Below are 22,645 nucleotides of genomic sequence, written 5' to 3'. Positions count from 1 at the left end.
TATTTAATAAATAGTATTTTTTTTATGAAAAATAATATTGTTAGAAAATTATCTACTTCTAAATATTATTCTTCCTTTAGTTAAATCATATGGTGTTAATTCTACAGAAACTTTATCTCCTGTTAAAATTCTAATATAATTTTTACGCATTTTTCCAGAAATATGAGCTGTAATTATATGTTTGTTTTCTAGTTCAACTCTAAACATAGTATTAGGCAAAGTATCTATTACTGTCCCATTCATTTCAATATTACTTTCTTTTGACATTTTTTTTATCCTTTGTTTTTTTGTTTTTTAAAGAAGATATATATTTATATGCATCTAAAGCTGCCATACATCCACTACTTGCTGAAGTAATTGCTTGTTTATATATATGATCTGAAACATCACCAGCGGCAAAAATTCCAGGTATACTAGTCTCTGTATGATAACCATGTATTCCTGATTTTGTTTTTATGTAACTGTTTTTTATAAATTCTATTTGATTTATAAAAATACTTGTGTTTGGAATATGTCCTATTGCAATAAATATACCTTGTAATTTTAAATTAACAATTTTTTTTTTATTAACGCTTTTTATTATAATATTAGTAACTCCTTCATTTTTATTTCCTATTATTTTTTTTACAATATAATTTTTATATAATTTTATTTTTTTTTTATTTATTTTTAATTTTACTCTATTTTGCAATATTTTTTCAGATTTAAAAAAATTATTACGATGAATTAAATAAACTTTTTTAGCTATATTAGATAAATACAAAGATTCTTCAAAAGCAGTATTTCCTCCTCCTACAACAGCTACAATTTTGTTTTTGTAAAAAAAACCATCACATGTCGCACACGAAGATACTCCTTTTCCTATAAATTTTTTTTCTGATTTTATATTTAAACATTTAGCATATGAACCTGTAGCGATAATAACAGATTTAGCATAGTAAATATTTTTTTCTCCAAATAAAATAAATGGTTTTTTGCTAAAGTCAACTTTTAAAATTTCATCATTTATAATTTTTGTATCGTATTTTGAAACATGATCTATCATTCTTTTCATTAAATCTTTACCTGAAATATTATTTATATCTCCAGGCCAGTTTTCTATATTATTAGTATTTATTAATTGACCACCTTTATTTTCTCCAGTTATTAAAATAGGTTTTAAATTACATCTAGATGCATAAATTGCAGCTGTGCAACCAGCTGGTCCAGATCCTATGATTATTAATTTCGTATTTTTTATTTTTTTATGAACATTCATAATTTTTATATTATTATTTATTATTTTTTGATAAATTAATATTTATTTTATTTTTTTTTAATTTATGTTTATTAGTTTAAAAAAAATAAAAAATTTAATTAATTTTTTATTTTATATTACAATATAAAATAGTACATGTTTATACAATTTACTACAATTATTTTATATAGGAAATATAATGTTAAATTATAAATTATTAAAAAAGAACATAAATGAAATTGCTAAAAAATTAAAAAAAAGAGGATTCATTTTAAATATAAAATTGTTTAAATTTATGGAAGAAAAAAGAAAAAAATTATATTTTGATATTGAGAAAAATATTCAAAAAAAAAAAATAATATCTAATACTATAAGAAAAAAAAATAATTTAAACATTTTAGAAATTAATAATTTAAAAGAAAAATCAAAAAAAATAAATTATTTTATATTAAATAAGAAAAAAAAGTTAGAATCTATTAAAAATAAAATAAATTCATTTTTAATACAAATACCTAACTTACCTGATGATAATATACCTTTAACAAAAAATAAAAAACTAGTTATTTATGGGAAAAGACCAATTTTTAATTTCAAAATTAAAGATCATATTAATTTATGTAAAAAAAAAGGATTAGATTTTTCTTCAGGAGTTAAACTTGCTAGTTCTAAATTTGTAGTAATAAAAGATAAAATTGCATTGTTACACAGAAAACTAATTCAATTTATGTTAGATTTACATACAAAAAAACATAATTATATAGAATTAAATGTGCCTTACATATCTAATTATTCTAGTTTATATAATACTGGACAATTACCTAAATTTGAAAATGATTTGTTTAAAATATCTTCAAAAAATATAAAAAAAAATAATTATTATTTAATTCCAACAGGAGAAGTTCCTCTTACTAATTTGTTAAGTAATAAAATATTGCTAGAAAAAGACCTTCCCCTTAAATTTGTTTCTTGTACTCCTTGTTTTAGATCAGAAAAATTATCTTATGGACAAGATAATAAAGGTTTAATTAGATTACATCAATTTGATAAGGTAGAATTAGTACAAATTGTTAAACCAGAAAAATCCAATAATATTTTAGAAGAAATTACTTATCATGCAGAAAAAGTATTAAAATTATTGAAGCTGCCATATAGAAAAATTTTGTTATGTAGTAATGATATTGGTTTTGCAGCTTCTAAAACTTATGATTTAGAAGTTTGGTTTCCATCGTTAAAAAATTATAAAGAAATCTCTTCTTGTTCTAATATGTTGGATTTTCAATCCAAAAGAATGAAAACAAAATACCGTATTAATAATACTAAAAAAACTAATTTTGTACATACATTAAATGCTTCAGGTTTAGCTATAAGTAGAACATTAGGAGCTATTTTAGAAAATTACCAATTATCTAATGGCAAAATAGAAATACCAAAAATATTACAAAAAAAATATATGAGAGGTATCAAATTTATTTAATAAATAATAAATTTTTTAAAATTTTTTATATTAAACGAACAACTATTATAATGGTAAAATATGAATAAAATTTATAATTTTAGTGCTGGTCCTTCAATGTTACCTCATGATGTTTTACTAAGAGCTCATAAAGAATTTCTTAATTGGAACAATATTGGATCATCTATTATTGAAATTAGTCACAGAAGTAGTAGTTTTATTAAAGTAGCAGAAAACACCGAAAATGATTTAAGAGATCTTCTTAATATACCAGACACATATAAAGTTTTATTTTGTCAAGGAGGAGCTAGAGGACAATTTGCTGCTGTTCCTATGAATCTTTTAAAAAAATATCAGCAAGCTGATTATGTAAATAGTGGTTATTGGAGTTATAATGCATTTATAGAATCTAAAAAATATTGCCTTCCTAATTTAATAAATGTTGTAAAATATTTAAAAAATGGTAAAAAAACAATAACAAAATTTTCTGAATGGAAAGTAAATAAAAAATCTATTTATATTCACTATTGCCCTAATGAAACTATAGAAGGATTATCTATTCATGAAGAACCTTTTTTTAAAAATAAAATATTAGTAGGAGATTTTTCGTCTACTATATTATCTAAACCAATAGATATAAATAAATATGGAATAATATATGCAGGAGCTCAAAAAAATATAGGACCTTCAGGTATTACATTTATAATTATTAAAAAAGAAATAATAAAAAAATATTCAAATTGCTCACCATCTATTTTAAATTATAGTATTTTAGATAAATATAACTCAATGTTTAATACTCCTCCTACTTTTTCTTTATATCTTTCAGGTTTAGTATTCAAATGGTTAAAATCAATAGGTGGCTTAAATAAAATTTATAAAATTAATAAAATAAAAGCAAATTTATTATATGATTATATAGATAAAAGTTATTTATATACAAATAACATTGCAAAAAAAAATCGTTCTATTATGAATGTAACTTTTAAATTAAAGAATGAAAAATTAAACAATTTATTTATAAAAAATTCAGTAAAGCAAGGATTATATGCATTAAAAGGACATAAAATATTAGGAGGTATGAGAGCATCTATTTACAATGCTATGCCTATAAAAGGAGTTAAAAAATTAATTAAATACATGAATAAATTTGAAAAAAAATACACATAATTTTTCAAAATTTATTTTGTTTAAAAAAAAAGGAAAGTATATGAAAAATTATATAAAATTAAATCCTGTATCTTTTGTTAATGGTAATATAACTTTACCTGGTTCTAAAAGTATTTCAAATAGAGTTCTTTTGATTGCATCCATGGCTTGTGGAAAAACTCGTATAAAAAATTTATTAAATAGCATGGATATTAAATATATGTTATTAGCTTTAAAAAAAATTGGAATTAAATATAAAATCAACTACAAAAAAAAAAGTTGTGAGATAGAAGGTATAGGAGGACCTTTACAAATAAATTCAAAAGAACCTATTTTTTTAGGAAATGCTGGTACTGCAATAAGACCTCTTACTGCTGTTTTATCTTTGGCAAATAAAAATGATATAGTTTTGACAGGTGATGAAAGAATGAAAGAAAGACCTATAAATCATTTAGTGGATTCTTTAAAACAAACTGGATCAAATATTAAATATTGTTCTAAATTAAATTATCCACCAATACATATAAAAGGAGGTTATTTAGGTGGTAACATAACTATTGATGGTAGTATTTCTAGTCAATTTTTAACATCATTACTCATTTCTTCTCCTATGGCTGTTAATGACACTAAAATATCTGTTATAGGAAATTTAGTTTCTAAACCATATATAGATATTACTATTAATATTATGAAAAAATTTGGAGTTGAAGTAATAAATAATTCTTATAAAAAATTTTATGTATATGGAAACCAAAGATATAAAGCTAATAATAATTTTTTAATAGAAGGAGATGCTTCTTCTGCCTCTTATTTTTTGTCAGCAGCAGCTATTAAAGGAGGAACCGTTAAAGTATATGGGTTAGGAAAAAATAGTATACAAGGAGATTTAGATTTTGTTAAAGTTCTAAGAAAAATGGGAGCAAAAATTGAAATATCTGAAAATTATGTTTCCTGTACCAAAAAAAAACTAAATGGTATAGATATGGATATGAATCATATTCCAGATGCAGCAATGACTATTGCAACAACAGCTTTGTTTGCTGATGGTGTTACTAAAATTAGAAATATATATAACTGGAGAGTAAAAGAAACTGATAGATTATCTGCAATGTCTAATGAACTAAAAAAAACAGGAGCTTCTATAAAAGAAAAAAAAGATTCTATATTTATATATCCACCTGTTAACTTTAGAAGTTCAATTATTAACACTTATAATGATCACAGAATGGCAATGTGTTTTTCTTTACTATCATTGTCTAAAAAAAATGTAACTATTAACAATCCTCAATGTACCAATAAAACTTTTCCTGAATATTTTAATATTTTTGGCCAAATATGTCATTATTTTTAATTTCAATATAAATAAAAAAATATATTTTTTTTTTAATATATTATTATTTGTCTGATATTATATTGAAAATATTTTTCAATACAATCAAAATGTAAAAAAAAATAATAATAATATTATATTAAGCAATAAAATATAATCTAACAAAGAATCTCTGATAGGATTTCAGATGATAAATATAATTAAGCTATCTAAGCATGATGCTAAATAGAAATGAGTATTTAAAGACTATAAACATGAATGAATCCTTTGCAGAACTATTTGAAAAATCTTTAGAAAAAATTGAAACTCGTCCTGGATCTATAATAAGAGGATTAGTTGTAGAAATAAAAAAGGATGCAGTTTTAGTTGATGCTGGATTAAAATCTGAGTCATCAATACCTATTGAACAATTTAAAAATTCTCAAGGTGTTATAGAAATAAAATTAGGTGATTATGTAGATGTAGCATTAGATTCAATAGAAGATGGTTTTGGAGAAACTATATTATCTCGTGAAAAAGCAAAACGTTATGAATCATGGATTTCATTAGAAAAAGCTTATAATGATTCAATTAACGTTACAGGAATAATTAATGGAAAAGTAAAAGGTGGTTTTACTGTTGAATTAAATGATATAAGAGCCTTTTTACCTGGGTCTTTAGTTGACGTAAGACCTATAAGAGATACTATATATTTAGAAGGTAAAAAAATTGAATTTAAAGTAATAAAATTAGATCAAAAAAGAAATAATGTTGTTGTTTCTAGAAGAGCTGTTATTGAATCTGAAAATAGTGCTGAAAGAACTCAATTATTAGAAAATTTACAAGAAGGTTTAAAAATAAAAGGTGTTGTTAAAAATTTAACCGATTATGGTGCTTTCATAGATTTAGGTGGTGTAGATGGTTTATTACATATAACTGATATGGCATGGAAAAGAGTCAAACATCCCAGTGAAATTGTTAGTGTAGGTGAAGATATTTTTGTTAAAGTTTTAAAATTTGATCGTGAAAAAACTCGTGTTTCTTTAGGATTAAAACAACTTGGAGATGATCCATGGATAAATATTTCTCAGCGTTATCCAGAAAATACAAAACTAAAAGGAAAAGTGACAAACCTTACAGATTATGGTTGTTTTGTTGAAATTGAAGAAGGAGTTGAAGGTTTAGTCCATGTTTCTGAAATGGATTGGACAAATAAAAATATTCATCCTTCTAAAGTAGTAAATGTAAAAGATATAGTTGAAATCATGGTATTGGAAATAGATGAAGAAAGAAGACGTATTTCTTTAGGAATAAAACAATGTAAACCAAATCCATGGAAAAGTTTTTCAGAAAATTATAGTAAAAATTCTAAAGTTGTAGGTAAAATTAAATCTATTACAGATTTCGGTATTTTTATAGGGTTACCTGGAGGAATTGACGGTTTAGTTCATCTATCCGATATATCATGGGATATAGCAGGAGAACGTGCGGTAAAAAAATACAAAAAAGGAGATGAAATTTCTGCAATTGTTCTTCAAGTAGATGCAGAAAGAGAAAGAATATCTTTAGGTATAAAACAATTAACTGAAGATCCATTTCATAATTATGTCGTAAATAATAAAAAAGGAGCAATTGTTTCAGGAGTTATAACAAACTATAAAAATGATTTATTGGAATTAAAATTACCAAATAACATTAATGGAAAAATTAATATTTCTAATGTTATTCATGAATCTTTAATAAAAAATAAGGTTATTTTTAATGTCGGCGATGTTTTAAAATGTAGATTAAATGGTTTTGATAGAAAAAATAGAAATATACATTTATTATTATTAGATATTAAAGAATATTTAAATATAAAAAAAAAGAAAACAAAAAACAAAAAAAATAATAAAATAAATGGAGCAATAGCAGAAGCTTTTAAAATTGCAAAAAATGAATAATAAACAGTTTTTTAAATTTAGTTAAATAAATTTTTGAAATTAAATATTAATTTCAAAAATTTTTATAATATTGTTTTGTTTTTTCTATTTTTTTTTTAGAAAAAGCAAAACAACCAATTTTTATAAAAAACAAGGTGTATAATATGAATAATTCAATAATTATTAGCAATTGGAAATTACATGGAAACAAAGATGAAATATCATTATATTTAAATAAATTAATTCCATTTATGGAAAATATTAAAAACTGTCATGTAAGTATTGCATTACCTCATATATATTTATATTTTGCTCAAAAAATTTTATGTAAAGTTAAAAATATATCTTTATCTGCTCAAAATGTAGATTTAAATAATTATGGAGCCTTTACTGGTGAAACATCTATATTTATGTTAAAAGAAATAGGTGTTAAATATGTTTTAGTTGGACATTCTGAAAGAAGAAAATATCATAATGAAAATAACAAAATTGTTGCAAAAAAATTTAAAATTGTTAAAAAAAATGGACTAATACCTGTATTATGTATTGGTGAAACATATGAAGATAAAATACATAAAAAAACGAAGAAAGTACTAAAAAAACAAATTGATCAAATATTTCTAACAAATAAAAATAATTATAATTTATTTAACAATTCTATTATAGCTTATGAACCTATTTGGGCCATAGGAACTGGTATATCAGCTAATCATTTAGATATAAAAAAAATTAATTTGTTTATAAAAAAATATATTTTTAGTAAAAATAATAATATTAAACAAAATAATTTTATTCAATATGGAGGTTCTGTAAATTATAAAAATATAAAAAATATTTTTGATCAAACCAATATTAATCATTTTTTAATAGGATCATCTTCTTTAAATATAAATGAATTTTTTAAAATAATTAAATATATAGATGACAACATTAAAATTAAGTAAAATTTATTAAAATAATTTTTTTGCTAATTTTATATCTTTTGGATCAAAAAAATTTTTAATATTTAAAAGAGCATTAGATATATCGTTATGTATAATTTTATTATTCTTAATTCCTATACATCTACCAAATTGTCCAGAAAGGATTATTTTTATTGCAAAAGAACCCATTTTTGAAGCTAATATTCTATCATAAGATACAGGTGATCCTCCTCTTTGTATTTGACCTAAAACTGTAACTCTAGTTTCTCTTTTAGTTTTATTTTCAATATATAAAGCTAGTTTTTTTGTGTTACAAATATATTCAGTAATTGCAATTATTAAATGTTTTTTACCTTGTTTTATACCATGTTTTATTGATGCAAGTATTTTTTTTTTGCTATATTTAATTTCAGGTATAACTATGCATTCACAACCTCCAGCAATGGCTGAATATAATGTTAAATATCCACAAGTTTTACCCATTATTTCTACTATTGATATTCTTTTGTGTGAAGAAGAAGTGTCTCTTATTTTATCAATAGATTGGACAATATTTTCTAAAGCTGTAAAAAATCCTATTGTATAATCTGTACCTGGTATATCATTATCAATTGTACCAGGTAATGTTATACATGGCATACCCATTTCAGTTAATTTTTTCGCTCCTAAATATGATCCGTCACCACCAATAATAATTAAAACTTCAATATATTTTTTTTTTAAATTATTTATTGCAGTTTTTCTGATATCAATATTTTTAAATTGAGGAAAACGTGAAGATCTTAAAAAAGTTCCTCCTTTATTAATTATTTCAGATACAGTATTACGATTGAAAGAAATTATTTTATTTTCATATAATCCTAAATATCCATCATAAATTCCATATACTTTTATTCCTTTGTTAATAGCTGTTCTAGTAATACTACGAATAGCAGCATTCATTCCTGGTGAATCACCTCCACTTGTAAGTATTCCAATTTTTTTTATCATTTTTTAAATATCTCTTTATAATTAGTAATTTTTATTTTGTATTATTTAAATAATATTATTTATTAACATCCATAAAATAACTTTTAATTGGTTTAAAATTTTCGTCAAATTCATACACTATAGGTGTTGCAGTAGGTATTTCTATTTTAACAATATCGTTATCAGTTACTTGATCTATATGTTTTATTAGTGCTCTTAAAGAGTTACCATGAGCTACAATAATAACCTTTTTATTATTTAAAATTTCAGGGAAAATATTTGTTTTCCAAAAAGGTATTACTCTATCACAAGTCATATGTAAACTTTCGGAATATGGTATATCTTTAATATTAACATTTTCATATTTCTTATCTTTGACAAAATTATTATGTTCAATTTCATTTATTTGAGGAGGTATAGTATTAAAACTTCTGCGCCACAATTGTAATTGTTTGTTTCCATATTTTAAAGCTATTTTATCTTTATTCATTCCTTGTAAAGCACCATAATGTCTTTCGTTCAATCTCCATGTTTTATTTAATTCTATCCATGCTTGATTTAATACATCTAATATATTCCAGGTAGTATGAATAGCTCTTTTCAACATTGAAGTATATGCTATATCAAAATAAAAATTATTTTTTTTAAGAGATTTCCCTGCTTTACAAGCTTCTTTTATTCCATTTTTTGATAAATCCATATCTTTCCATCCTGTGAATTGATTTGTTTTGTTCCAAACACTTTCACCATGTCTCATTAAAACTAATTTTGTTTTTTTCATATCATTTCCTTATTTGATATATAAATTAATTTTGTTTGTATTTAATAAAATAAAATTATAATATTTAAAATATTAACTAATATAATAATTTATTTTTATAAAAAAAACTATAATATTTAATTATTTTATTAGAAATATTTTTTCAAAAATTTATTTTTTAATATTATTTTTATGATAATAAACATATTTTTTACTTAAAAAATTTTTGTATTTTTTTAAACAAATATTATAATTATTTGTTATTCTAAATATTAAAAAACGAATTATATTTATAATATATATATTAATTGTTTATTTTTTAAAATATCATAAAAAGTGGAGAAATTTAATTAATTTCTCCACATAATAACAAATAATTATCTTATAATTTAATATTATATGTCTAAAAATAATAAATTAGTGTCTTCAATAAAGTTTTTTACCATAGATAAAAAACCAACTGATTCTTTACCATCTATAATCCTATGATCATATGATAATGATAAATACATCATAGGTAGTATTTTAATAATACCATTTAAAGCCATAGGTCTATCTTTAATTACATGCATACCTAAAATAGCTGATTGTGGAGGATTTATAATTGGAGTTGACATCAAAGATCCGAATACCCCACCATTTGTTATAGTAAAACCTCCCATTTTTAAATTATCAATAGTTAATTTGTTGTTATTAGATTTTGTTATAAATTTTTTTATTTTTTTTTCTATATTAGCAATAGAAATAATATTAGTGTTTTTTAATAATGGTGTAACAACTCCTAAAGAGGTTGATATAGCTATATTAATATTAATATCCTTAAAATAAACTATATCTTGCTGATCAATATAAGCATTTATATTAGGATAACATTCTAAAGATTTACTTACAGCTTTAACAAAAAAAGACATGAATCCTAATTTAATTTTATGTCTTTTTTTAAATGTTTCTGAATATTTTTTTCTTATATTTATGATATTTTTCATGTTTACTTCATTAAAAGTAGTTAAAGTTACTGTATTATTTTTAGAGTTCATCAATCTATTAGATATGCATTTTCTAATAGGATTCATTGGTATTCTAGTAATATTATTTTTTTCAATCTTTATTGCATTTTTTTTATTTTTTAATATTTTTTTATATTTTATATGTTTATCAACATCTTGTTTTGTTATTTTACCTTTTGATCCACTACCAGTAATTTTTTCTTTTTTTAAATTGTGTTTGTTAATTAATTTTCTTATTGCAGGGGTAGTATTATTTTTGATGTTTGTAAAAAAAATATTCTCATTATTTATATTTTTATTCTTTTTTACTAATTTTAGCTCACCTATCTTTTCTTTTGAAAAAACAAGATCATCATTTTTTTTAATTATTTTTTTTAATATTCCATTATTATCAGAAGGTATTTCCATAACTACTTTATCTGTTTCTATATCTAATAAAATGTCACCTTTTTTTATTATATCTCCTGATTTTTTGTGCCATTTTAATATTTTAGCATTATCAACTGATTCGGGAAGGTCTGGGACAAAAATATCTAATTTATTCATTAATACTACCTTTTATTTAAATAATTTCATAGCTTTTTTAATAATTTCTTTTTGTTCTTTAATATGTAAATTAATATTTCCTACTGCTGTAACTGATGAAGATAATCTTCCTGTATATTTAAGAAATATATTTACATGTTTTTTAAAATTTTTATTTATATAAAACCAACATCCTTGATTGCTAGGTTCTTCTTGACACCACACCAAATGTTTAACATCTTTATATTTTTTTAAAATCAATTTAATTTGTTTTTTCGGAAATGGATATAAATTTTCAATTCTTATAATTGTTATATTTTTTATATTTTTTTCTTTTTTAAATTTTAGTAAATCATAAAAAATTTTTCCAGAGCAAAAAATAATTTTTTTTATATTATTAATATTTTCGTTTTCATCTATAACTTTTAAAAATTTATTGTTAACCAATTCTTGCAAGGAAGATTTAGCTAACGGGTGTCTTAATAAAGATTTGGGAGATATTATAATTAATGGTTTAACTTTGTTTTTTTTTAAAATAGACAAACCGTGTTTTATTAATAAATTATATATTTGTCCTGGAGTAGTAGGTATACATAATTTCATATTATTATTAGAACATAATTGTAAAAAACGTTCTATTCTGGCAGATGAATGTTCAGGCCCTTGTCCTTCATATCCATGAGGTAATAAAATTGCTAATTTTGATTTTTGACCCCATTTTTGTTCAGCTGATGATATGAATTGATCTATAACAATTTGTGCACCATTAACAAAATCTCCAAATTGTGCTTCCCAAATATTCAATGTTTTATTTAAAACAATAGAATAACCATATTCAAAAGCTAAAACTGATTCTTCTGATAATACTGAATCATAAATATAGAAATTTGATTTTTTATTTACAAAATTCAAAGGTTTATATATTTCACCATTTTTTTGATCATGAATTAATGCATGACGATGAAAAAATGTGCCTCTAGAAACATCTTCACCAGATATTCTACATGAAATACCCAAGTTTAATAATTGAGCATAAGCAAGATTTTCTGAAGTACCCCAATCAAACAATTCATTATTATTAAATATTTTTAATCTTTTATCATATATTTTTTTTACTAAATTATTTAAATTAATATTATTAGGTATAGTATTTATTTTTTTTCCTAATTTTCTAATTATTGATTTTTTTTTTAAAAAAAAATTTTGTTTTTTTTTTATATTTTCATATTCATTATTATTTGCATTATTAAAACATGAATAAGTTTTTGTTACACAGCCACCAATATTTAATTTTGTTATATATTTTTTAACAATTTTTTTAAAATTTTTAGAATTTATTGTTTTTTCTTGAAACAATTTGTTTTTATATAATTTCAAAGTAGTTGGATGATTTTTTATTTTATTATACATTATCGGTTGTGTAACAAAAGGATCATCAATTTCATTATGTCCGTTTCTTCTATAACTAACTAAATTTATAAAAACATCTTTTTTAAATTTATAACGAAATTTAGTTGCTATTTTAACAATATTTACACAAGTTTCTGGGTAATCTGAATTTACGTGAAATACTGGAGAATCTATCATTTTTGATATATCTGTGCAATAATAACTAGAACGCATATCATCTATATTACTAGTAGTAAATCCAATTTGATTGTTTACAATAATTCTAATTGTTCCACCAACACTATATCCTGGAGTATTAGACATATTTAAAGTTTCTTGTATTACACCTTGACCAGAAAAAGAAGCATCTCCATGTATTGTGATTGGCAAAATTCTACATTTTTTTTTATACATATTATCTAAATAAGATCTTGCAACACCCATAATTACAGGATTAATTATTTCTAAATGAGAAGGATTGAAACCTAAAAATATTTTTGTTTTTTTATTTTTTATATAACATTCATATCCTGCATGATATTTAACATCACCGGTAATGTTAGCAAATTTGTTTTTTCCGATAAATTCTTTATATAAATTTTTAGTTTTTTTTCCTAAAATATTAACTAGTACGTTTAATCTTCCTCTATGAGACATTCCTAAAAAAATATGTTTAGTTTTTTTAATATCGGATATTTTAATTATATTATCAATTATAGGTATTAATGTTTCTGAACCTTCTAAAGAAAATCTTTTTGATCCAGGAAATTTGATTGCTAAATATTTTTCTAAATATTCTGCTTTTACTAATTTTTTTAAAATATTAATTTTTGTTTTTTTATCAGAAATTGTTAAGTTTTTATTTTCAATTTTTTTTTGTATCCACGATCTTTCTTTTTTTTTGTACAAATGCATATATTCAATGCCATATGTATTACAATATTTATTTTTTATTTCTGTATATAAATCAGATATTTTTTTTATTTTTTTATTAAATATTTTTATATTTATGTTTTTTTTTAAATCTTTTTTTTTTATTCCAAAAATTTTTAATTTTAATTCATTAAATTTTTTATTATTAGATAAGTTCAAAGGATCTAAATTAGCGTATTTGTATCCATGAGTTCTAAATGCATTTATCAAAAATAATATTTTTTCTTTGTTATTTACAAAATTATTTGTATGAAAATCATTTTTAAATATTAAGTTATTTTTTTTTATATCATTAAAAAGAACAACCCATTCTTTTTTGAAAGATTTGGGATTATTTAAAAAATTAAGATATAAATTTTCTAAAAACTTTGCACTATTATTTATAAACCAATTATTCAAAATTTTATCCTATTGTCGCAAAAAGTACATATAAAGTCGTATTTATTTTTAATATAATTATTTTTTAAATTGGGTTAAAAATATCTATAAACTTTACTTCTAAATTATATTTATATGATAACCATTTTCCTAAAGATCTTATTCCAAATTTTTCACTTGCATAATGTCCTAAAGAAAAATAAAAAACGTTATTTTCCTTAGCTAAATAAATAGAATTTTCAGAAGCTTCTCCTGTTAAAAAAGCGTCTATCTTTTTTTCAATAGCTATTGAAAAAAATTTTTGACCTGCTCCACTACACCAAGCAACATTTTTTATTTTTTTATTCAAATTATAATTTAAACAAATAGGCGTTTGACCAAAAATATCAGAAATGTTATTTATTAACTTTTTTTTATTTATTGGTTTGTAAAATTTTCCAATAAATAAAAAATCTTTTATTTTTTTTTTGAATATTATTTTAAGTTTTTTTGATATTTGTATATTATTTCCTAACTTTGAATGTGCATCTAAAGGGAGATGCCAATTATACAAATTTATATTATGTTTTAATAATAATTTAATTCTGTTTTTATTTACTCCTTTTAATGTTTTTTCTTCATTTTTCCAAAAAAAACCATGATGAACTATAATTGCATCAGCATTATATATTATAGATTTTTCAATTAATTCCTTACAAATTGATACTCCTAAAACTATTTTGTGAATATTTTTTTTACCTTCTATTTGTAAACCGTTAGGTATATGATCAAAAAATTTTTTACTATTTAACTTCAAATTTATTATTTTTTCTAAAATTTTATTATTCATATTCTTTAAAAATTATTTTTTATTTATTTTTTATTATCAATTATAGTTAATTTAAACTAATATTATTTTAAGTAATATATTTATGAATTTTATATATATATTTTATAGGATTTTTTTTAGTTCTGATATATTTTTTTTATAAAAAGTTTTTTTGAAATAAAAAATTTTATTTTTTTTTAATCATTTATTAATTAACTTATTTTATTTATTTTTTTTTCATAAAATGTTTACTATAGGATATCCTATTTTAATTTTAGCAATTTTTAAACAATATTTTATTTTTTTTATTTTATCAAATTAGTTAAACCATAAATAATATATTTTAAAAACGCAAAAATATAAATATGTTACTTGTTTGCAAAAATATTTTAATATTAAATTATTCAAGTAATTTTAAATTATATTATTAAAAACATGTTTTTTCATCTAAAAATGATATTTTTACATATTTTTATGGATATTATTTTTATAGAAAAATATATAAATATTAAACTAGTATTAATTGAATATATAATTTTTTTTGTTGAAATATTAAATTTTTTAATTAATTTAAAAAATTAAAAAATATTTTTATTTTAATATATATTAAAAAACATTGTAACTAATTTTTTAAGTATTATTTTTAAAAAACAATATTTATCAATTTCTTATCATTATTAATTTTTATATATTTTAGAAAAACACTATTTAATAATTTTTATTTATTATAAAAAAAAGGAAAAATATATGATTAAAATGGGTATCTTTTTTGGTAGTGATACCGGTAATACAGAAAAAGTATCTTCTATGATTTTTAAAGAAATAAAAAACAAAAATATAAAAATTTTTGATATTTCAAATGTAAAAAAAAAAGATTTTATTAATTTTGATTCATTTATAATTGGTATACCAACATGGTATTATGGAGAATTACAATGTGATTGGGATGATTTTCTGCCTAAACTAAAAAAGATTGATTTTAAAAACAAAAAAGTAGCTATTTTTGGTTGCGGTGATCAAGAAGATTATTCTGAATATTTTTGTGATGCTATAGGTATTATTTATAATGTTTTATACAAAAAAAAAGCTAATATTTATGGATTATGGAGTGCAAAAGGTTATAATTTTACATCATCAAAAGCACTTTTTGACAAATCAAAATTTTTTGGTCTTGTTATAGATGAAGATCGTCAGTCAGAACTAACTCATACAAGAATTAAAAAATGGATAAAACAATTGAAAAAAGAAGGTTTTTTTAAAAAAACATAGTTGTTTTGAAAAAATTACATCTTAATCTTTAAATTAAGATGTAATTTAATATTAAATATCATTTTTTATTTTTTAAAATAACTAATATGTTGTACTAAATCTAATACTTTACTAGAATATCCTGTTTCATTATCATACCAAGAAATTAATTTAAAAAAATTATTATTTAATGACAATCCAGCTTTTTCATCAAAAATAGAAGTTAATTGATTACCATTAAAATCGCTAGATACAACATCTGAATCTACATAACCCATTATATTTTTCATTTTATTTTTTGAATAATATTTGATTGTATTACATATTTTTTTATATGTAACATTTTTTTTTATTCTTACAGTTAAATCAACAACTGAAACATTAGCTATAGGAACCCTAAAAGATATTCCAGTTAATTTACCATTAAGTTCTGGTATTACTTTTCCAACAGCTAATGCAGCACCAGTAGATGAAGGTATAATATTTTGTAAAACACCTCTTCCTCCTCTCCAATCTTTATATGAAGGACTATCTACTGTTTTTTGAGTCGCTGTCGTAGCATGAATTGTAGTCATTAAACCTTCAATAACTTCAAATTCTTCATGAATAATTTTTACTAGCGGAGCTAAACAGTTAGTAGTACAAGAAGCATTTGATATAATTTTTTCTCCATTATATTTATCAAAGTTTACTCCTTTAACAAACATTGGTATACCATCTTTAGATGGACCTGTTATTATAACTTTTTTAGCACCTGCTAATATATGTTTATAAGCATTATCATAATCTAAAAAAAGTCCTGTAGATTCAATTACTATATCTACTTTTAATTTTTTCCATTTAATTTTTATAGGATCTTTTTCTGATGTTATTGTTATTTTTTTTTTATTGATAATTAATTTATTATTTTTAATTTCAATATTTTTATTAAAAACACCATGTGTGGAATCAAATTTTAACATATAAGATATATAGTCTATATCCATCAAATCATTAATTGCGACAACTTTTATGTCAGATCTATTTTGGGCTAACCTAAAAAGTATTCTTCCTATTCTTCCGAAACCGTTAATACCAATTCTTATAGTCATATTTTTACCTAATTAATTTTATTAATAACTTAAATATTTTATATTTATAAAAAACTACTAATAATAGATTATTCTTTAAATATAATATATATTATATAAAAAATATTTATTTTTTGATATATATATATATATATATATATATCATTTAAATATATCTAATAATATATAAAACAATTTTAAACATTATATAAATATTTTTAACTTAATATTTAATAGTTAATATTTTATAATATTAAACATTTTTATTATCAACATAGAATGTATTCATTAAGATGAAAAACTTATATTAAAAAAAATTAAATTATTTAATATCAAAAAAAGATACATTTAAAAATGTAAATAATTTGTTATAATTTTTTTAAATCAATAGTATTCTAAATACATAAATAATGTTTATTATTAAACAAATATTTGTTAAATTATTTAAAATTTTTAAATTAATATTATATCAATTAATTGTTTTAAAAAATGTTTTATTAAATAAATTATCTTTTTGTTTATTTTTAAATAAACTGTAGGAGTTTTATGCAAAAACATATATATGTTTCTAGTCCTAAAAGTAATCAAATATACGTATGGGGTTTTGTAGAAAAACAAGAATTAAAATTAATTCAAGTTTTAGATATTAATTTACAAGCTCAACCTATTACTATATCTAATAAAAATAATTTGTTATATGTTGGTGTTAAACCAAAATTAGGAATTAATACTTACGAAATAAAACCAAATGGTTCTTTGTTTTTAAAAGATCATATAAATCTTGATTTTTCTATCAATTATATATTTTTAAATAAAGAAGAAAATTTGTTATTTTGTTCTTCATTTCATGGAAATTGTTTATGTGTTGTCAAAATAAATGAATTTGGAATACCAGAAAGAATTGTTAATATTACAAAAAATATTTATGGTTGTCATTCAGCAAAAATAAATGAAACAAACAATAAATTATATGTTACTTCTTTAAAAGAAGACCAAACTTATGTTTATGATATAAGTTTTTATGAATCATCTGTTTATTTAAAAGAAAATTATTTACTAAAAACTCAAAATCAATATGGACCTAGACATATTTCTTTTTATAAAAAAGGTGAATTTATTTATATAATAAATGAATTTAATGGAACTATAGATGTATGGAGATTTGATAAAAATGAAAAAATACATACATATATACAAAATATATCTTTAGTTAAATTTAATGCTATCAAAAATAATATTTTTACTGAATTATGGTCTTCGGATATACACATTCATCCTAAAAAAAATTTTCTATATGCATGTGATAGGAAGCTAAATTCTATAACTTTATTTCACATTAATAGACAAACAGGTTTACTAAATTTTATTAAAAAATATGATACAGAACAACAACCTAGATCATTCTGTATAGATGATAAAGGTAAATATTTATTTGTTGTTGGAGAAAAATCAAATAATATAACTATGTACAAAATATCAAAAAAAAATGGTAAAATAAAAAAAATTTATAGTTATTTTTCAGGGTTAGGTCCTTTATGGGTTGTAATAAAATAATTTTATATATTTTAATATTAATAATATAAATCTATTTATTTAATATTTATATTAAAAATATATTTTATAAAAAATTGATATAAAAATTTTTATTTTTTTTTAATAAAAATTTTGCATCAATTATTTATTTAATTAATATTTTTATAAACAGGATATTTTTTACATAAAGATATTACTTTATTTTTTATTTTTTTGATATTTTTAAAGTCTTTTGTATTATTTAAAACACTTATAATCCAATTAGTTAAAAATTCACATTCTTTTTCTTTAAACCCTCTTCTGGTAATAGCTGGTGTACCTATACGTATTCCTGAAGTTATAAATGCATTGTTTGTTTCTTTAGGAACGGTATTTTTATTAACAATAATATTACATTTACTTAAATAAAATTCGGCTTCTTTACCTGTGATATTTTTGTTTCTAAGATCTATTAATATTATATGATTGTTTGTCATATTAGAAATTATTTTATAATTATTTAATTGAAATATTTTAACCATTAATTTAGAATTAATAATAATTTGTTTTTGATATTTAATAAATTTTTTTCTTGAAGCTTCTTTAAATGCAATAGCTTTTGCTGCAATTACATGCATCAAAGGTCCGCCTTGATTAGATGGGAAAACAGAAGAATTTATTTTTTTTTTTATTTTTTCATCAATATTTTTTGCAATAATTAATCCACCTCTTGGACCACCTAACGTCTTATGAGTTGTTGTTGTTACAACATGTGCATGATAAATAGGATTTGGATATAATTTAGCAGCAACCAATCCTGCAATATGAGCCATATCTACCATAAAATACGCATTTATACTATTTGCTATTTTTTTTAATTTTTTCCAATTACAAGGACCAGAATAAGAAGAAAAACCTCCAATTATCATTTTAGGTTTATAAATATTTGCTAGCTTTTCTATTTCTTTGTAATTTATTATTTCATTTTCATCTAATCCATAAGAAATAGACTTGTATATTTTACCAGAAATGTTAATTTTAGCACCATGAGTTAGATGTCCACCATCTGTTAAATTCATACCTAATATACAATCACCAGGATTTAATAAAGCAGTATATACTGCAAAATTAGCTTGTGATCCAGAATGTGGTTGAACATTAACATAATCAGCGTCAAATAATTTTTTTGCTCTTTTAATAGCTATTGTTTCTATCATATCAACATATTTGCATCCTCCGTAATATCTTTTTCCAGGATATCCTTCTGCATATTTATTAGTTAATTGCGATCCTTGTGCTTTCATTACAGCTATACTAGCATAGTTTTCTGAAGCTATTAATTCTATATGTTGTTCTTGTCTTTTTTTTTCTTTTTCTATTATTTTCCATATTTTATTATCATTTTTAAATATTTTTTTATTAAATTTTAACATAATATTTCCTAAGTAAAATTAAAAAATAAAACAATTAAAGTTTTTATTTTATATACAATCAAAATAAAAAATAGTACAATATATTTTAAAAAATTATATCACAAATATAATTATTATCAGTTAAAATATAAATATTTATTTAAATAAAAATTGAATATTATTATTAATTTATCAAAATTTATTATGGAAAAAATATGTTAAATTTTAATAGTTTAAGCTGTTACAAATTAAAAAATAAAATATTATTTTCTAAAGAAATAATAGAAAAAAAATTAAAAACTTTTTCTTTTAAATCTTGTGGAAAATATGAGTATACAAGAATAGGATGGTCTGACCCATTATCTTTTAATAAAAAAAATAATGAACTTGCATATATATATAACAATAAAATATTAATGTGTATTAAAAAAGAAGAAAAAATTTTGCCAAGAATTGTAATTCTTCAAGAATTAAATAAATATATAAAAGAATATGAAAAAAAAAATAAAAAAAAAATATCAAATGAAGAAAAAAAAAATATAAAAGAAGAAATAATAAACAATTTAATAAAAAAAGCTTTTAGCAAATTTACAAAAAATATGTTATGGATAGATATTGATAATGATTTAATTATTATTAATACTGCTAACATTAAAGATACAGAAAATATTATTTCTTTATTGCGCAAAAGTTTAGGATCTTTACAAATTGAACCTTTAATAAAAAAAGAAGCTATTGAAATTACTCTTACCAATTGGATAATGACTCAAAAATTACCTAGTAATTTTTCTATATTAAAGGAAGCAGAATTAAAAGATATTATAAAAGATAATGGAACCATAAAATGTACAAATCAGAATTTAATTTCTGAAGAAATTTTTCGTCATATAAAAGCTGGTAAAAGAGTAACCAAAATAGGATTAATTTGGAATAAAAAAATTCAATTTGTATTATCTAACAGTGGAACACTTCAACGTATTAAATTTGTTGATAAAAATTATATTAAAAAAGATATTAAAGAATATTTTGATTTTTATTTTAATAAAATTGCTAATGATATATCTCTAATATTCAATTGTTTTAAAAAAACAATGTTAATATAACTTATAATTAAAAAACACATAGCTCCTTATTAAAAAATAAGGTAGCTTAAATTTTTATTTTTGTTTAAAAATTTTTTTTAATTTTTTAATAATTTTATTTATAAAAACTTTTTTTTGAATTCTTTTATTTAAATATTTCATGATTACTTGATTTTTTTTTGTTTCTTTTTCTCCAAATATCAATGCTATATAAGACTTTTTTTTAATCGCCAAGGATAATTTTTTTTTTAGCTTGGATGAATTTAAATTAGTAATTATTTTTATCCATGGTATTTCATTTCTTATTTTTTCAGATATCTTAAATGTTATAGTTCTATCATTTTTTTTAATACTAATTAAATATACATCTGTAAAACATTTTTTTTTATTTGAGATATGTTTAGTTAATAACATTAAACGTTCTATACCAATAGCAAATCCTATTGCTGGCGTGTTTGATCCTCCTAAAATTTTTGTTAATGTATCATATCTTCCACCAGCACAAATTGTTTGTTTATTTTTGTTTGTTTTTTTCGTTACCCATTCAAAAACAATATCATTGTAATAATCTAAACCTCTCATTAAATAAGGATTTATTTTATATTTTATAGAAAATTTTTCTAATAATTCACATAAATATTTAAATTTTTTTTTAGAGAAGACATTCAAATATTTTTTTAACAAAGGTACATTTTTTATTTTTTTTATAGATTTAGAATTATTATCAAGTATTTTTAAACAATTTTTGTTTATTTTTTTTTTTAACTTTTTGTCTAAAAAATTTTTATTTTTTTTTAAAAAGTCGAATAATTTTTCACTATATTTTGATCTATCTTGAGAAGAACCTATAGAATTAATTTCTAGTGTAACATATTTATTAATTTTTAACTTTTTCCAAATTTTTAACAATATAATTATTAACTCTAGTTCAATAAAAACATCATCATAACCAAAAGTTTCGACACCTATTTGATAAAATTGTCTATATCTTCCTTTTTGAGGACGTTCATATCTGAACATTGGTCCGTAATACCATAACTTCTGTTTTTTATTATGAATTAATCCATGTTTTATAACAGATCTTACGCAACCAGCAGTTCCTTCAGGTCTTAATGTCACGTTATTTCCATGTTTATCTAAAAATGTGTACATTTCTTTTTGTATTATATCAGTAACATTTCCTATAGCTCTTTTAAATAAAGAGGTGTGTTCTACAATAGGTAATTTAATTTCTTTATATGAATATTCTTTTAATATTTTTATTATTGTTTGTTCTATAAAACATATTTTTTTTGTTTTTGATGGTAAATAATCTTTCATTCCTCTTATTGATTTTATTTTTTTTATCATTATTATTACCTAAATGTTATATATTAATTAATAATATATTTATTGAAATATTTACATTAAATTATTTATGTATCTTAATATTTATTAAGATAATTTTATTATTTTTTTGAATTATATATAATAAAATATTTTAAACAAATTTTTATATATCTAATTTATTTTTTTTTAATTTTATAAACTAAATTTTTTATACAAATTATATATTGAGA

At 20.6% G+C, this 22,645-nt stretch carries 18 protein-coding genes; 8 read left to right on the top strand and 10 right to left on the bottom strand.

Annotation, left to right across the window (positions count from 1 at the left end; translation table 11 throughout):
* Positions 1-48 precede the first annotated feature (48 nt).
* Positions 49-267 carry a translation initiation factor IF-1 gene (gene infA, locus RJX39_RS01145; protein ID WP_343192421.1) on the bottom strand — a complete coding sequence of 73 codons (219 nt, stop codon included), beginning with the start codon at positions 265-267 and terminating at the stop codon, positions 49-51.
* A complete protein-coding gene (gene trxB / locus RJX39_RS01140) occupies positions 251-1,258 on the bottom strand; it encodes a thioredoxin-disulfide reductase (protein WP_343192420.1) in 1,008 nt (335 codons plus the stop codon). Before trxB ends, infA begins: the two co-directional genes overlap by 17 nt.
* Positions 1,259-1,436: 178 nt before the next feature.
* On the opposite strand from trxB, the gene serS reads away from it, so the two are divergent.
* The 5 genes from serS (at position 1,437) to tpiA (ending at position 8,014) form a co-directional block, all read left to right on the top strand.
* A complete protein-coding gene (serS, locus tag RJX39_RS01135; RefSeq protein WP_343192419.1) occupies positions 1,437-2,711 on the top strand; it encodes a serine--tRNA ligase in 1,275 nt (424 codons plus the stop codon).
* A 60-nt stretch (positions 2,712-2,771) separates the two neighbouring features.
* Positions 2,772-3,860: a 3-phosphoserine/phosphohydroxythreonine transaminase gene (gene serC / locus RJX39_RS01130; RefSeq protein WP_343192418.1), complete on the top strand. Its 1,089-nt coding sequence runs from the start codon at positions 2,772-2,774 to the stop codon at positions 3,858-3,860.
* Positions 3,861-3,900: 40 nt separating this feature from the next.
* Positions 3,901-5,190: a 3-phosphoshikimate 1-carboxyvinyltransferase gene (gene aroA, locus RJX39_RS01125; RefSeq protein ID WP_343192417.1), complete on the top strand. Its 1,290-nt coding sequence runs from the start codon at positions 3,901-3,903 to the stop codon at positions 5,188-5,190.
* Between the two features lie 194 nt (positions 5,191-5,384).
* Positions 5,385-7,091, top strand: coding sequence for a 30S ribosomal protein S1 (rpsA, locus tag RJX39_RS01120; protein WP_428994315.1), 1,707 nt, complete (start codon positions 5,385-5,387; stop codon positions 7,089-7,091).
* Between the two features lie 143 nt (positions 7,092-7,234).
* Entirely contained in the window at positions 7,235-8,014 is a 780-nt protein-coding gene (gene tpiA / locus RJX39_RS01115; protein ID WP_343192416.1) for a triose-phosphate isomerase, read from the top strand.
* A 6-nt stretch (positions 8,015-8,020) separates the two neighbouring features.
* Here the strand turns inward: tpiA and pfkA are convergent, their stop codons facing one another.
* The 5 genes from pfkA to RJX39_RS01090 form a co-directional block, all read right to left on the bottom strand.
* Positions 8,021-8,983 carry a 6-phosphofructokinase gene (gene pfkA, locus RJX39_RS01110; protein WP_343192415.1) on the bottom strand — a complete coding sequence of 321 codons (963 nt, stop codon included), beginning with the start codon at positions 8,981-8,983 and terminating at the stop codon, positions 8,021-8,023.
* A gap of 55 nt (positions 8,984-9,038) precedes the next feature.
* The gene (gene gpmA, locus RJX39_RS01105; RefSeq protein WP_343192414.1) at positions 9,039-9,743 is read right to left on the bottom strand and encodes a 2,3-diphosphoglycerate-dependent phosphoglycerate mutase; all 705 of its coding nucleotides are present in this window, start codon (positions 9,741-9,743) and stop codon (positions 9,039-9,041) included.
* A gap of 374 nt (positions 9,744-10,117) precedes the next feature.
* Positions 10,118-11,275 carry a dihydrolipoyllysine-residue succinyltransferase gene (gene sucB / locus RJX39_RS01100; protein ID WP_343192413.1) on the bottom strand — a complete coding sequence of 386 codons (1,158 nt, stop codon included), beginning with the start codon at positions 11,273-11,275 and terminating at the stop codon, positions 10,118-10,120.
* 12 nt (positions 11,276-11,287) lie between these two features.
* Positions 11,288-13,975, bottom strand: a complete 2,688-nt coding sequence (locus tag RJX39_RS01095) for a 2-oxoglutarate dehydrogenase E1 component (RefSeq protein WP_343192412.1) — start codon at positions 13,973-13,975, stop codon at positions 11,288-11,290.
* Positions 13,976-14,039: 64 nt separating this feature from the next.
* Positions 14,040-14,783, bottom strand: coding sequence for a Nif3-like dinuclear metal center hexameric protein (locus RJX39_RS01090; RefSeq protein ID WP_343192411.1), 744 nt, complete (start codon positions 14,781-14,783; stop codon positions 14,040-14,042).
* A 726-nt stretch (positions 14,784-15,509) separates the two neighbouring features.
* Here RJX39_RS01090 and fldA point away from each other — a divergent pair.
* On the top strand, positions 15,510-16,031 hold the full coding sequence (gene fldA, locus RJX39_RS01085; protein WP_343192410.1) for a flavodoxin FldA: 522 nt from the start codon (positions 15,510-15,512) through the stop codon (positions 16,029-16,031).
* Between the two features lie 65 nt (positions 16,032-16,096).
* Here the strand turns inward: fldA and gap are convergent, their stop codons facing one another.
* Positions 16,097-17,101: a type I glyceraldehyde-3-phosphate dehydrogenase gene (gene gap, locus RJX39_RS01080; RefSeq protein ID WP_343192408.1), complete on the bottom strand. Its 1,005-nt coding sequence runs from the start codon at positions 17,099-17,101 to the stop codon at positions 16,097-16,099.
* 525 nt (positions 17,102-17,626) lie between these two features.
* On the opposite strand from gap, the gene RJX39_RS01075 reads away from it, so the two are divergent.
* Entirely contained in the window at positions 17,627-18,634 is a 1,008-nt protein-coding gene (locus tag RJX39_RS01075) for a beta-propeller fold lactonase family protein (protein ID WP_343192801.1), read from the top strand.
* Between the two features lie 128 nt (positions 18,635-18,762).
* On the opposite strand, the gene glyA is transcribed toward RJX39_RS01075, so the two are convergent.
* Positions 18,763-20,025 (bottom strand): serine hydroxymethyltransferase, encoded by a 1,263-nt coding sequence (gene glyA / locus RJX39_RS01070; protein WP_343192800.1) that lies wholly within the window; start codon positions 20,023-20,025, stop codon positions 18,763-18,765.
* A 194-nt stretch (positions 20,026-20,219) separates the two neighbouring features.
* Here glyA and rdgC point away from each other — a divergent pair, with 194 nt between their 5' ends.
* Entirely contained in the window at positions 20,220-21,107 is an 888-nt protein-coding gene (gene rdgC / locus RJX39_RS01065; RefSeq protein WP_343192799.1) for a recombination-associated protein RdgC, read from the top strand.
* 54 nt (positions 21,108-21,161) lie between these two features.
* Here the strand turns inward: rdgC and hisS are convergent, their stop codons facing one another.
* Positions 21,162-22,436 (bottom strand): histidine--tRNA ligase, encoded by a 1,275-nt coding sequence (gene hisS / locus RJX39_RS01060; RefSeq protein ID WP_343192798.1) that lies wholly within the window; start codon positions 22,434-22,436, stop codon positions 21,162-21,164.
* Between the last annotated feature and the right edge of the window lie 209 nt (positions 22,437-22,645).

This window comes from Buchnera aphidicola (Taiwanaphis decaspermi), from assembly GCF_039405155.1.
Taxonomy (GTDB): domain Bacteria; phylum Pseudomonadota; class Gammaproteobacteria; order Enterobacterales; family Enterobacteriaceae; genus Buchnera_M; species Buchnera_M aphidicola_B.
This window is presented reverse-complemented; position numbering and strand designations above follow the sequence as displayed.